This is a genomic window from Clostridium sp. CTA-5 (assembly GCF_054768135.1).
Genome location: NZ_BAAAAT010000021.1, coordinates 1 through 14,700, shown reverse-complemented (window position 1 = coordinate 14,700; position 14,700 = coordinate 1). Strand labels below are relative to the sequence as shown.

General features: G+C 28.6%; 10 protein-coding genes and 4 tRNA genes. All 14 read right to left on the bottom strand.

Annotated features, from left to right (window positions below; genetic code table 11):
• Nucleotides 1-47 precede the first annotated feature (47 nt).
• The 14 genes from ACYUET_RS18785 to ACYUET_RS18720 all read right to left on the bottom strand — a co-directional run bounded on the left by ACYUET_RS18785 (nt 48) and on the right by ACYUET_RS18720 (nt 14,629).
• Nucleotides 48-122: transfer RNA gene (locus tag ACYUET_RS18785), tRNA-Asn, on the bottom strand.
• 547 nt (nt 123-669) lie between these two features.
• Nucleotides 670-744 (bottom strand) — tRNA-Asn (locus tag ACYUET_RS18780).
• 133 nt (nt 745-877) lie between these two features.
• Nucleotides 878-2,383 (bottom strand): lysine--tRNA ligase, encoded by a 1,506-nt coding sequence (lysS, locus tag ACYUET_RS18775; RefSeq protein WP_460282163.1) that lies wholly within the window; start codon nt 2,381-2,383, stop codon nt 878-880.
• 40 nt (nt 2,384-2,423) lie between these two features.
• The gene (gene greA / locus ACYUET_RS18770) at nt 2,424-2,906 is read right to left on the bottom strand and encodes a transcription elongation factor GreA (protein ID WP_460282162.1); all 483 of its coding nucleotides are present in this window, start codon (nt 2,904-2,906) and stop codon (nt 2,424-2,426) included.
• Nucleotides 2,907-3,022: 116 nt separating this feature from the next.
• Nucleotides 3,023-3,844 (bottom strand): hypothetical protein, encoded by an 822-nt coding sequence (locus tag ACYUET_RS18765; RefSeq protein ID WP_460282160.1) that lies wholly within the window; start codon nt 3,842-3,844, stop codon nt 3,023-3,025.
• A gap of 75 nt (nt 3,845-3,919) precedes the next feature.
• Complete coding sequence (gene dusB / locus ACYUET_RS18760) at nt 3,920-4,885, bottom strand: tRNA dihydrouridine synthase DusB (RefSeq protein WP_460282158.1); 966 nt, start codon at nt 4,883-4,885, stop codon at nt 3,920-3,922.
• 7 nt (nt 4,886-4,892) lie between these two features.
• The gene (locus tag ACYUET_RS18755; protein WP_460282156.1) at nt 4,893-5,666 is read right to left on the bottom strand and encodes a type III pantothenate kinase; all 774 of its coding nucleotides are present in this window, start codon (nt 5,664-5,666) and stop codon (nt 4,893-4,895) included.
• 121 nt (nt 5,667-5,787) lie between these two features.
• Nucleotides 5,788-7,458 carry a formate--tetrahydrofolate ligase gene (locus tag ACYUET_RS18750; RefSeq protein ID WP_460282154.1) on the bottom strand — a complete coding sequence of 557 codons (1,671 nt, stop codon included), beginning with the start codon at nt 7,456-7,458 and terminating at the stop codon, nt 5,788-5,790.
• A gap of 242 nt (nt 7,459-7,700) precedes the next feature.
• Entirely contained in the window at nt 7,701-9,509 is a 1,809-nt protein-coding gene (gene ftsH, locus ACYUET_RS18745; protein WP_460282152.1) for an ATP-dependent zinc metalloprotease FtsH, read from the bottom strand.
• Nucleotides 9,510-9,582: 73 nt separating this feature from the next.
• Entirely contained in the window at nt 9,583-10,122 is a 540-nt protein-coding gene (hpt, locus tag ACYUET_RS18740; protein ID WP_460282165.1) for a hypoxanthine phosphoribosyltransferase, read from the bottom strand.
• A gap of 4 nt (nt 10,123-10,126) precedes the next feature.
• Nucleotides 10,127-11,527, bottom strand: a complete 1,401-nt coding sequence (gene tilS / locus ACYUET_RS18735) for a tRNA lysidine(34) synthetase TilS (RefSeq protein WP_460282150.1) — start codon at nt 11,525-11,527, stop codon at nt 10,127-10,129.
• 134 nt (nt 11,528-11,661) lie between these two features.
• Complete coding sequence (spoIIE, locus tag ACYUET_RS18730) at nt 11,662-14,055, bottom strand: stage II sporulation protein E (RefSeq protein ID WP_460282149.1); 2,394 nt, start codon at nt 14,053-14,055, stop codon at nt 11,662-11,664.
• A gap of 401 nt (nt 14,056-14,456) precedes the next feature.
• Nucleotides 14,457-14,545 (bottom strand) — tRNA-Leu (locus tag ACYUET_RS18725).
• Between the two features lie 7 nt (nt 14,546-14,552).
• A tRNA-Met gene (locus tag ACYUET_RS18720) sits at nt 14,553-14,629 on the bottom strand.
• Nucleotides 14,630-14,700: the final 71 nt, after the last annotated feature.

Genomic DNA, 14,700 nt, shown 5'->3' with positions numbered 1-14,700 from the left:
GTATCAACAGACAGTATCTGTTCTTACAAAACTCTTAAATAAAAAAATGGCTCCGCGAAGAGGACTCGAACCTCCAACCTATCGGTTAACAGCCGAGTGCTCCACCATTGAGCTATCGCGGAACGTCATTACTTTTACTATTATAGCAGGTTTTTATATTATTGCAACCCCTTTTTTGAAAAAATCCAAACTTTTTTTATTTCGATTAAATTATAACTATAACTTATAATTTATTTAATAAAATTACCATTAATCATACTATATAATGTATTAAAGCACTAATTCTTATTGTACTAATTTTTTAAAGTTTTATATTACAACTTAAACATATAAATTGTAAGTCCTGTATAATCACAATATATACATACAAACCATTCTTGGCTTGTTATAGATTATATAAATATTATCTTTAATTAAATAATCTTTTATTATTTAAATCTAAACTCTAACTTTTAATAGACGCAATCTATAAAAATTGTTTTTATAATCTTCAAAATAAAGATTAAATATATAATCAATATTATTTCGATTAACAATCTAAAAATACCTTTTAAATCTTAGATTTTATAAAACATTCAAAGTTTAACTTTTTTTAATTTACTTATAAAATAAAAAGAGTTTTGTAACAACAGACAGTATCTATTCTTACAAAACTCCTAAATAAAAAAATGGCTCCGCGAAGAGGACTCGAACCTCCAACCTATCGGTTAACAGCCGAGTGCTCCACCATTGAGCTATCGCGGAACGTCATTACTCTTATTATTATAACAGGTTTTTATATTATTGCAACCCTTTTTTGAAAAAAATCAAAAAAAATATCGAGTAAATTGTTTTTTTAAAACAATTACTCGATATTTGCGAACAAAATTAATATAAATTAATTTTGTGGTTTCATTGTTGGGAATAAAATGACGTCTCTAATAGATGCTGAATCAGTTAAGAACATAATAAGTCTATCTATACCCATTCCCATTCCCCCTGTTGGAGGCATACCTGTTTCAAGAGCACTCATAAATTGTTCATCTAGCATATATGCTTCATCATCACCAAGTTCTCTTTCTTTAGCTTGTTGTTCAAATCTTTGTCTTTGAACTATAGGATCATTTAATTCTGAATAAGCATTACAAAGCTCTCTACCAAATACAAATCCTTCAAATCTTTCAGTAAATGCTTCATTTCCTCTCTTTTTCTTAGTAAGAGGTGATATTTCAACTGGATAATCCATAACAAATGTAGGTTGAATCATATTAGCTTCACCGAACTCTTCATATAAAGCATTTAATACTTCACCTTTTGTTACTGTATTTAAAGGTTTTGCAAACTCTAAATGTTTTTCTTTTGCTATAGCTTGAGCTTCTTCATCAGACTTTATTGCAGTAAAATCTACACCTGCATGTTCTTTAACAGCGTCAACCATAGTTACTCTTCTCCATGGTGGCTTAAAGTCTATTTCTGTTCCTTGGTAAGTAACCTTTGTAGTTCCATTTACTTTTTCACAAACATATGCAACCATATTTTCTGTTATTTCCATCATATCATTATAATCAGAATATGCTTCATATAATTCGATAGCAGTAAACTCTGGATTATGTCTAACTGACATACCTTCGTTTCTAAAGTTTCTTCCTATTTCATATACTTTTTCAAATCCAGCTACAACTAATCTCTTAAGATATAATTCTGTCGCAATTCTTAAGTACATATCAATATCTAATGTATTATGATGAGTAATAAATGGTTTAGCTGCAGCACCTCCTGCAATTTGTGCAAGAATTGGTGTTTCCACTTCTAAAAATCCCTTATTATCTAAAAACTCTCTTATTCCTGAAATAATCTTACTTCTTTTTATAAAAGTATCCTTAACTTCAGAGTTTGTTATTATATCAACTTCTCTTTGTCTATATCTTAAATCTGGATCTTTTAATCCATGCCATTTTTCTGGTAATGGTTTTAATGATTTACATAGTAATTCAAAGTTTTGAACTTTAACAGAAACTTCTCCTGTTTTAGTTTTAAATACTTCTCCTGTTGCAGAAACCCAATCTCCAAGATCATAAGTCTTATAAGATTTTAAGTTTTCTTCTCCTACAGCATCAATTTTTATAAACAATTGCATTTTTCCATCTATATCATATATATCTGAAAATACTACTTTTCCCTGTCCTCTTTTAGACATTATTCTTCCTGCAACTGTTACAATCTTACCTTCTAAAGTCTCATAATTATCTTTTACCTGTAAAGATGTATGAGTTCTTTCTACTTTATATACATCAAATGGATCCTTACCCATCTTTTGTAGTTCAGCTAATTTAGCTCTTCTTAACGCCTCTTGCTCATTATACTGAGATTCCAATTCTTGAATATTAATTTCCTCAGTTGACATATTATCCCTCCGTTAACCGCTTTTTTACTCTTAGTTCCTGTTAGCTTCTTTTTATATCTAATATTTCAAACTTACTTATTCCATCAGGAACTACAACTTCTACCATATCACCAATCTTCTTGCCTACTAAAGCTTTTCCAACTGGTGATTCATTTGATATTTTAAAATTCATAGGATCAGCTTCTGCTGAACCTACAATTGAGTATTCAACTTCTTCATCAAAATCATAATCTTTAACTTTAACTTTTGATCCAACTGCTACTATATCGCTTGGAATATCTGATTCATCAACAACTACAGCATTCTTTAACATATTTTCTAATTGAAGAATTTTTCCTTCTGTAAATGCTTGATCGTTTTTAGCTTCATCATATTCAGAATTTTCGCTTAGATCACCATATCCTAATGCGACTTTTATCTTTTCAGTTATCTCTTTTCTTTTAACTGTTTTTAAATATTCTAATTCATTTTCTAGTTTTTTAACACCTTCATATGTCATTACATATTGTTTTGTTTCGCTCATATCTTGCTCCCCTTCAATAACCTTCATTTTTTATATTTATATGCCTAAAACAGGCATTTTACTCAAAATCATTTAACTAATTATAAATCAGCCTATCATATATGTCAACAAACTGACTACCTGACTAAATCAATTTCAATATTATTATTTCTTATCGATTCTAATGTAATTTCATTACTGTTTAATATTTCCGAAATTGTTTTATTTCTTTCTTTTTTTACAAGAGCTCCTATTAATTGTGGCGGCATATTTTTTAATGATACATTCCAAGGAACTTTATAAAGTACATTATTAATATGTATTCCTTTTTGCTTAGATATAAAACAATTATTTATATACCACACATTGGGACAAATATATTCATTGTTTTTAGATGTAATGATAAAATCTATATCTTTAATAGCCTCTTCTTTATATACCACTTCTATGGCTAAACCATAGTTACTCATAATATGTTCTCTTATTTTATCTATTTTATTCAAATCTTTGGTCAAAAGAACTACATTTCTACATTCCTTTGCAAGTTCTTCAAGTAAACTATGAATAAATTGCTTATCATCAACATCAATTAAAATATTAGAACTTTTAATTGATTTATTCATATTAGTTAAAATTATTCTAATACTTTGTACTATACTATATGAAATAATATCTTTTTGAAACTTACTCATAAATCTTAAATCATACATTCTATTCCCATTTAAACTTAAATAAATATCCTTATTACAATACCTCTTTAAAGCTCTTGATATATTATCACTATAAGCATTTTTGTTTACATTAGCTGGTATTTGTGCTCTCTTTATACGTATATCCAACTCTTTAATATATATATCTTTATTTTTCTTTATTTTAATTTTGTCAACAATTCTATTTAAATAAGTATATTTATTATAAATAGGTTCATTCTTTAAAGATACATAAAAAATAGTTTTCATAAGACTGCTTACTCCATAGATTATTGTTAATCTATATGTATTCTTCTATATTTACAATAATTCCATAAATATTTTCTATATATTATTCTTATACGTATTTAAAATTTCTATTACTTTTAAACTATCATTTAGACTATTAATTTCATTTCTAATTTCAGTAGATTTTGGAAGTCCTTTAAGATACCAAGATGCATGCTTCCTCATTTCTCTTATAGCTTTATATTCTCCATCATTTTTGATTGCTAGTTCATAATGTCTTATGCACATTTCAATCTTTTCTTTATAAGGTATTTCTTCTATTATATTGCCTTTTAAGACTTCTCCTATTTGCTTAAATATCCAAGGGTTTCCCATACTTCCCCTTGCAACCATTATCCCATCACAATTAGTAATTTCTCTCATTTCTAATGCATCTTCTGGAGAAAACACATCTCCATTTCCTATTACTGGGATAGATACGACATTTTTAACATCTCTTATTATATTCCAATCTGCCTTGCCTTCATACATCTGCTTTCTTGTACGTCCATGAACAGCTATAGCATCAGCTCCTGCTTCTTCCATAGCCTTACCAAATTCAACTGCATTTATATGTTCATCATCATATCCCTTTCTAAACTTTACAGTTACAGGCTTATTCGAAACCTTTTTTAAAGATTTTATAATATCATAAGCTAAATTAGGCTCTAGCATAAGTGCAGAACCCTCTTTATTTTTTACTATTTTAGGGGCTGGACACCCCATATTTACATCTATAATACAAATATCTTCTCTTGGATTTAAATACTTTTCACAAATTTCTGCCATCAATTCAGGTTCACGTCCAAAAATTTGGACTGCTACTGGAGATTCTTCTTCAGATACTCTAAGTAGAGTTTTAGTATTCTCACTTCCATAATATAAAGCTTTTGCACTTACCATTTCTGTATAAACTAGTTCACAACCCATTTCTTTACAAAGGCCCCTGAATGAAATATCTGTAACACCTGCCATAGGTGCTAAAAACACACTATTATCAAAGCTTAGATTTCCTATTTTCATTGATAAGTTACTCCTTATTCTTTTCATATAATATCTTTAAGCCTTCTAAAGTTAAATCTGAATCTACTTTATCTATCACATCAGTTTCATTAGCAATTAAGTTAGCTAACCCTCCTGTTGCTATAACAAAAGGTTCTTCTCCATTACTCATTTCTTCTTTCATTTTCTTGACAATATATTCGACTTGCCCTATGTATCCAAATAAAACACCAGATTGTATACTTGATACAGTATTCTTACAAATTACTTTCTTTGGCACTTCTAATTCTACTCTTGGAAGTTTAGCTGCTCTCTCAAATAATGCGTCTGAGGCAATTCTAAGACCTGGACATATACATCCACCTAGGTAATCTCCATTTCCTGTAACAGCACAAAATGTTGTAGCTGTTCCAAAGTCTAAAATTATAACTGGCTTTTTGTAGATCTCAAAAGCTGCAACAGCATTTACAATTCGATCTGCTCCAACCTCTTTAGGATTATCATATTTAATATTAATTCCTGTTTTTATACCCGGTCCTACTATTATAGGGTCTTCACAAAAACATCTTCTTAACATATTTTCTAAAGAATGCATTATGTTGGGAACTACTGATGAAACAATAATTCCTTTTACATCTTTAGGATTAAGGTTACTTAGATTAAATAATTGCATTATTTGTATGCTATATTCATCTGATGTCTTATTACCATCCGTTGAAATACGCCAACTTGCTATATATTTCTTATCTTTATATACCCCAAAAACAATATTTGTATTACCTGCATCAACAAGTAAAATCATTAAAAGCACCACCTTAATAATATTAAAAGCAGCCCTAAAGCTGCCTTAATTTAGTAATTTACTCCAAAATAACAATTTAATTTTAACAATTCAAGCTAATTTGTCAAGGGTTTCATAGAAATTAAAATAATCCTATTATTTCTCCATCATTAAGTACATCCATCTTATTTGCTGCTGGAACCTTTGGTAATCCTGGCATTGTCATTATATTACCTGTTTGCACTACTATAAATCCTGCACCATTAGATACTCTTACTTCTTGTACTGTTATACTAAATCCTTTAGGCTTAGCTAAAAGATTAGGATTATCTGATAATGAATATTGTGTTTTAGCCATACATATAGGTAGTTTATCTAAACCAAACTTAACTAATTCATTTATCTGTTTTTTAGCCTCGTTACTATATGTAACACTATCTGCACCATAGATTTCTTTTGCTATAGTTAAAACTTTCTCTTCAATAGTTTTATCTATATCATAAATTACTTTAAAATCCAAATTATCTTTTTCTAAAATATCTAAAACTATTTCTCCTAATTCTCTTCCGCCTTCTCCACCTTTTGCCCATACATCAGAAAGCGCAACCTTTACTCCTAATTTATCACAGAAGTCTTTTACAAATTTTATTTCTTCATCACTATCAGTAATAAACTTATTAATAGCTACCACTGCTTCTACATTAAATTTCTTAATATTTTCTATTTGTTTTTCTAAATTAGCTATTCCTTCTTTTAATGCCTCTACATTAGGAGTATTTAATTCATTTTTAGCTACTCCTCCATGATGTTTTAAAGCTCTAATTGTCGCTACTATTACAACACATGATGGTTTTAAATTTCCATATCTACATTTAATATCAAAGAACTTCTCTGCTCCTAAGTCTGCACCAAATCCAGCTTCTGTTATTGCAATATCACCTAATTTTAAAGCTAATTTAGTTGCCATTATAGAGTTACATCCATGAGCTATATTAGCAAAAGGTCCACCATGTATTAATGCTGGAGTATTTTCTAATGTTTGAACTAAGTTTGGCTTAATCGCATCTTTCATTAATAAAGCCATAGCACCTTGAATTTCTAATTGTTTTGCATAAACAGGATTACCATCTAAGTCATATGCAACTAAAATATTACCCATTCTATTTTTTAAATCTTCTAAATTAGTAGCTAAGCATAGTATCGCCATAATTTCAGAAGCAACTGTTATAGTAAAACCATCTTCTCTAACGAAACCATTTATTTTACCGCCCATCCCTACAATAATCTTTCTTAATGCTCTATCATTCATATCTATAACTCTTTTAAAGATTATTCTTCTTGAATCTATTCTTAAAACATTACCTTGATGTATATGATTATCTATTGCTGCTGATAATAAATTATTTGCTGATGTTATTGCATGCATATCCCCAGTAAAATGAAGGTTAATATCTTCCATAGGAACTACTTGTGCATATCCTCCACCGGCTGCCCCACCTTTTATTCCAAATACAGGTCCTAAAGAAGGTTCTCTTAAAGCTATAACTGCATTTTTCCCCATCTTATTTAACGCTTGACCAAGCCCTACCGTTACAGTCGATTTCCCTTCCCCTGCTGGAGTAGGATTTATAGCAGTAACTAAAACTAATTTTCCATCTTCTTTATTCTTTAATTTATCATATACATTTAAAGAAATTTTGCATTTATATTTACCATAGTATTCAAGATCATCTTCACATAATCCTAACTTCTCTGCTATATTTTTTATTGGTTCCATCTTAGCTTCTTGAGCAATTTGAATATCACTTTTCATAAAAATCCCCCTAATTCTTTATTGATTATTTATTAAAACATAATAATTAAACCTATTATATCATTTTACCATTAAAGGTAAAAGTTTTTTCGAACCTTTATTTGTTTTAGTGCGCTAACGTTCGTATCATTTGAATAGTATCTAATTTATAATTATATTTTATCCAAATAATTAAATAAAATTTCACTATTATATAAATAAAATAAGCCTTTAAAAGAATTTACTCTTTTAAAGGCTTATTTTTAATTATTTTGGAAAATCTCTTCAAATTCTTTTCCTTCAATTTTTTCTTTTTCAAGTAAAGCAGCTGCAACTGCATGCAATTTATTCATATTTTCTTTTAATAGAGTTTCTGCTTTTGAATATGCTTCATCAATAAAATCTTTTATTTCCTTATCTATCTTAGCACTGATTTCTTCACTAAAGTTTCTTCCTTTTCCTAAATTTCTTCCTAGGAAGACTTCACTGTCATTATCTCCACCATAAGATATAGTACCAATTTTATCACTCATACCATATTCCATAACCATACTTCTCGCTATTGCACTTGCTCTATCTATATCATTTTTAGCTCCAGTACTTATATCACCAAGAATTAATTTTTCAGCAACTCTGCCTCCTAGAAGACCTATCATATCATTCTTAAGTTTAGACTTTGAAGTATATGAAGTGTCTTCATTAGGTAATTGCATAGTATATCCGCCAGCTCTTCCTCTTGGGATTATACTTATTTCATGAACCTTATCTGAATTTGGCAATAATTTCATAACAACCGCATGACCTGCTTCATGATATGCTGTTAATTTTTTATCATGATCAGTTATTACTCTACTCTTTTTCTCAGGGCCTGCAATTACTCTAGTTATTGCTTCTTCCATTTCTTGCATTGAAATTTTCTTTTTATCTCTTCTTACAGCAAGTAATGCTGCTTCATTTGCTAAATTCTCTAAATCTGCTCCTGAAAATCCTGGTGTTCTTTTTGCTAATACTTTTAATTCAACATTCTCCTCAAGCGGCTTCTTTTTTGTATGAACCTTAAGTATTTGCTCTCTACCCTTAACATCTGGTATTCCTACAAGCACCTGTCTATCAAATCTACCTGGTCTTAATAACGCTGGATCTAAAATATCTGGTCTATTAGTTGCTGCAATCATTATGATTCCTTCATTAGCACCAAAACCATCCATTTCAACAAGAAGTTGATTTAATGTTTGTTCTCTTTCATCATGTCCTCCACCAAGACCTGCACCTCTTTGTCTTCCGACTGCATCAATTTCATCAATAAAAATTAAGCATGGAGCATTTTTCTTGGCATCTTCAAACAAGCTTCTAACTCTTGATGCACCAACACCTACAAACATCTCTACAAAATCAGATCCTGAAATACTAAAGAAAGGTACTCCTGCTTCACCTGATACAGCTTTCGCAAGTAGAGTCTTACCTGTTCCTGGAGGACCCACTAATAATACACCTTTAGGTATTCTTGCACCTATATCTATATATCTTGCTGGATTTTTTAAGAAATCGACTATTTCTTCTAACTCAGCTTTTTCTTCATCTGCACCTGCAACATCTTTAAAAGTAACTTTTTGTGAATCTGGTGTAGCCATTTTAGCTTTACTTTTCCCAAAATTCATTACGCCTCTTCCACTGCTACCACCTTGTGATTGTTGAGTAAATACAAATAAAAATACCAAAAAAACTACAACTAACAAGACACTTGGTATTAATGTAGTAAGCCACATGCCACTATTTGAGGGTTGTTCAAAGCTTATTCTTATATCTGATTTAGGTTCTTCTTTAATTAAGGTTGTGATAACTTCATCTGGGATATACGTAACAAAACTTTTATTATCTCTAGTCTTACCTTCAACAGTCATCTTATCTTCTTTAACAACAATGCTCTCTATTTGATTTTCACTCCACTTTTGTTGAAACGAACTATATGGTATATTGTCCGAACTTTTACCTGTTTGCCACATAGCAACAGATGCTAAAAAAAGCATGATTGAAATTACTGTCCATAAAGCTGCACTTGAATATTTCTTCATTCAAGGCCCCCCTTTCTTCTACATGATTTTAATTTTACCATAGGGATACTTTTATTACAATAAATTGTAAAATCTATTTTTCATACACTTCAGGCTTCAAAATACCTATAAAAGGTAAATTTCTATATTTTTCAGCATAGTCAATTCCATAACCAACTATAAACTCATCTGGAACCTCAAATCCTATGTATTTTACATCTAATTGAATCTTTCTTCTTGCTGATTTATTTAATAAAGAAACTATTTCTATACTATTAGCTTTTCTTGCTTTTAAATATTTAAGTAAATAGCCCAGTGTAACTCCACTATCTACTATATCTTCTACTAAAAGAATATCTTTTCCTTCAATACTATGATCTAAATCCTTTAAAATTCTTACAACTCCAGAACTTTCTGTAGAATTACCATAACTCGATACGGCCATAAAGTCTATTTCACAAGGAATTGATATATTTTTAATTAGTTCAGCTGCAAATACTACTGATCCTTTAAGTATACCAACTATTAATAAATCTTTGCCATTATAATCCTTGTTTATTCTACCTGAAATCTCTTTAATTTTTTCATTTAAAGCTTCTTCGCTAAATAATATCTCTTGTATATCCTCTCTCATCATCTTATTCCTTTCTTTCAACCACTATTTTTAATATATTTTTAGTATTTTGGGTAACTTTATAATTTTCTGCTACTCTTAGAGTAGCAATCCATGCAATATTATTATCAAAACATATTAACGGAATATTATCTCTATCTTCTTTTGGTATTTTCATATCTATAAATATATCTTTTATTTTTTTCTTTCCTCTCATACCTAAAGGCGTAAATTTATCTCCCGCTAATCTAGTTCTTACTGAAATAATCGAATCTATATTATCAAAATTAAAATATTTAATTAAGTTAGATTCATTTAAATTTAATTCATTATTTGATGTATTTTCAATAATAGACATTTGAATGTTATATCCATTAAACTCTATTATTTTATCCTGTAAATCATTTTTATTTAATTTAATTTCATTTTTATCACTTATAGATTTATTTTTAAAATTTATTTTTAATCTTATATCACCATAAATGTTTTCAGCACAAATACTTTTAGGTAAATTTATAACTTTTCCAGTTTCTTTTTTAGAAAGTTCTAAAATATCATATATATGTTTCATTTCAAAATCATAACATGATTTAGAAATTTCTACTAATGCTTTTCTTATTACTCTTGTAACTATTGCATCATCTTCATTAAATAACTCTTTATTTAATAAAAAATCATCATTTATTCTATTACAATATTTATTATAAGCTTTTAAAGCTAATCTCTCAATAAAAGCATTATCCTTTTGTATTAATAAAGACATTCGATTTAAAGTCTGAACTATATCCTCATTAAAATTTTGTTTTATATATGGAATAATATCTAATCTTATTTTGTTTCTATTATAAATTTTTTCAAAGTTTGTCTTATCTATTCTAGGATTTAATTTCTTATCTAATATATATTGTTCTACTTCTCTTCTAGATAAACATAATATAGGTCGTATTATTTTATTTTCTCTAAATACCTTAATTCCACCTAGTCCTTCAAGACCAGTACCTCTTATTAGTCTAAATAAAATGGTTTCAGCCTGATCATTAGCATTATGAGCTGTAGCAATCTTATTAAAATCTTTACTTTCTAAAATTTCTTGAAAAAAATCATATCTAGCATTTCTCCCTGCCATTTCTGAAGATAATCTATGCTCTGCTGCATACTTATTTATATCTACTCTTCTAATATAGCAAGGAATATTATTCTCTTCACATACCTTTTTTACAAAATCTTCGTCTTCAAATGCATCTTCACCTCTCAAAAGATGGTTTAAATGAGCAGCACCTATTTTTATATTTAACTCATTTTTTAGTTCAATTAAAATATTTAAAAGACATAAAGAATCTGGACCTCCTGAAAGGGCTACTAATATTTTATCCCCATTCCGGATTAATTTATTATCATTAATATAAGATAATACTTTTTTATTCAAAATCAACACTTCCTAATTATTTATATAACATATATTATAATACCTTATATTTATTTTAAATGTAAATATAATTAAAATAAAATCAGCTTATTTAACTAACAAAAACTGCTGTAATAATACAGCAGTTTTACAAGCTAAATAGCATAAACTTTAGAAACCACTACAGTCATATCATCTTTAAGCACATTCTCACTTAACTGAATAGCTTTTTGTAGTATATTTTCTGATAATTCTCTAGGATCTCCAGAGCAATCTTTTAAATATTCTTGCAACCAGATAAAATTTCCTGAATTCAACTTATCTATATCTAAAATACCATCACTAACATTTACTACTATATCTCCTGCCATAAGCTCTTCTTTTATAATATCTAAATCTACCTCATCAACAAGACCAAAAGGTAAATTTTTAGAATTAACTAAACTTACTTCTTCACCCCTTTTTATAAAACTATATACTGCTCCTATTTTTACAAATGTGGCATCCCCACTATATAAGTCTATCGTATTTAAATCTAAGGTAGCATATTTCTCACTTTCTGAAAATTTCACCCCCATAATAGAATTAACTGTATTAATAGTTATTTCTTCATTAAATCCAGCTTCTATAAATTTTTCTACCAAATCTACGGTTGACTTACTCTCCTTGCCGGCTTCTGGACCTGACCCCATTCCGTCACTTAAGATAGTTAAATAGTTACCATCTATAGCCTTTCCAAAACTATAACTATCACCAGTTTGAGTTTCACCATTTTTAGGTGCCATTGCAGCATAAGAAATTACATTATATCTTGGCATTTCTTCTATTAATATAGTACAAGTTTTAGTCTCTTGATTAATATTACAACCATCACCTGCAACACATACAGGAATTCTCATAATATCACTTAATATAGGTACCAATTTTTGTGTACAATAATTAGTTCCTTCACATTTTTTCATTGTTAATTTAACTTTTACCCTACCATTTTTATCTGTATAGCAAAAAATATCACTATACTCAATAGAATTTTTATTTAACCCCCTTTTTATTATTCTCTCCAAATCTTCACAAATAGTCACCTCTCTTTTAAATTCATCTAAAAGATTTTCTAACTTAATTGCAATATTATTTATATGCGATGATACTAATTGTCTCCCTTCTGTTAATTTTTCTTTTATATTTGTATTAATTACATGATTGTTAACAATATCTTCTGCATTTTTTAACAATGTAAAACCTTTGACACAACTTATTTCTAGAGATTTTGGTAAAAGTACATTATTTTCTTCACAGCTCTTTATTAAACCTTGAAAAGAATGATATGTATTATTAAAATCTCTTTTCCAACATGAATTCTTTTTTTCACAATTTATACATACCCTATCAGCTAAACTCTCCACCAAAGCACTACTCTTATTTTTTATTAGTAGATTTTTATTAGTGTCAACATCATCTAAAGTCTTAGACACTTGAGTCAATACCTGCGTTAAATCCTTTAATTTAAAAGAAAATTCTTCCTTTAACGCATTTAAGTGAAGTTGATTTATATTTTCCCTTTTTCTTTCAGTATTTATTTCAATCTCAATATCTTTATAAAGTTTCTTTGGTATACATAAAAATATTAATGAACTTGTTAAAACTTCAACTATCATTTTTAAAGTTATGCTTTCTGAATATAAACCTAATGCAAAATACATTATTATGCCTGCAAGAATTGAAAATATCTTACCTGTATCCTTAAATATTCCAACTATCAAACCACCAATTGAATAAAATCCTATAGCACTTATCATATTTTCTGAAGAACAACCTAATATTATTCCCATCACTACACCCATTGTAGCTCCATATGATGCACCACCTATATATGCAATAACTAAAACTACTATTAATGCTAAAATATTTTTCATTGAATAATTTTGTATCGATATGCCTCCTATTCCGGCAACAAATAAACAAAATAATATTGCAATACTAACAATTTCTTCTGAAGCAAAAAAGTAATTAGTGTTAATCTCCTCTAAACATGATATTGAATATTTTATAATATAATATATTGGCACTACAGCCATAGTATATAATAGTGATAATGTACTATTTACTCCAATATCATACTTACCAAAGAAAAATCCATATATTAAAAAACTTAGAAAAACCATGCCAAAACTTATAAGAATCTTTTTCTTTTTTTCACCCATATTTAATATCTCATAATAAATCGTTAACATTCCTATCGCTATTATATAAGAAAATCCATTAACTAATGTTGAATTTATTGTAAAATATCCAATTCCTACTCCTAATGTAGCAATAAATGTTTTAATTCTGTTATTTTTCATTCCGATAGCTATTAAATATGCTATACCAAAAGGAGCGATTCCAGTAGCATTATTTTGACTTAATAATAAAGTTACTCTAGATAGTAATACACCTCCAATTAATATAAATAATAACCTTGCAGATTCTATCTTCATAAAAAGGTTTTTTTTCGTTTTGTTACTTCCCTCTGTTTTTTTATATGAATTTACATTCAATTCATATTGCATGTACTCTCCTCCTTTTTTCCAAATAATGTAATTAAATTATAACACCATAACTATAAGATTAATGTCATAAAATATCATTACATTATTTTTTCGTAGGACATCTTTTCCCAATTTTTACCTTTTTATTTTAAAATAACTTTTCCTAATTTTTATCAGTTAAATGTTTGATACTTCTACACTTTACAATATTATTTTTATTTATCATATAAATTAACACTCTTTATTTTTATAAAATAATTTGTCGTTAAAATATAAATTATAAAAATTTATAGCGATTTATTTTTTCATAATTTATAAATTACTGAATATATATGTTTTTTTTGCATTTAAGAATACATTTAATATGATAGTTAAATATATTTTTAAATGCAAAAAAGACTTAAGCTAAAAGCTTAAGTCTTTGGTGCCGAAGACCGGAATCGAACCGGTACGGTGTTTAACCACCGCAGGATTTTAAGTCCTGTGCGTCTGCCAGTTCCGCCACTTCGGCAGGCATATGGTAGCGGAAATAGGACTTGAACCTACGACACTTCGGGTATGAACCGAATGCTCTAGCCAGCTGAGCTATTCCGCCAAATTTTTTTATGGTTGCGGAGGCAGGACTTGAACCTACGACCTTCGGGTTATGAGCCCGACGAGCGAGCT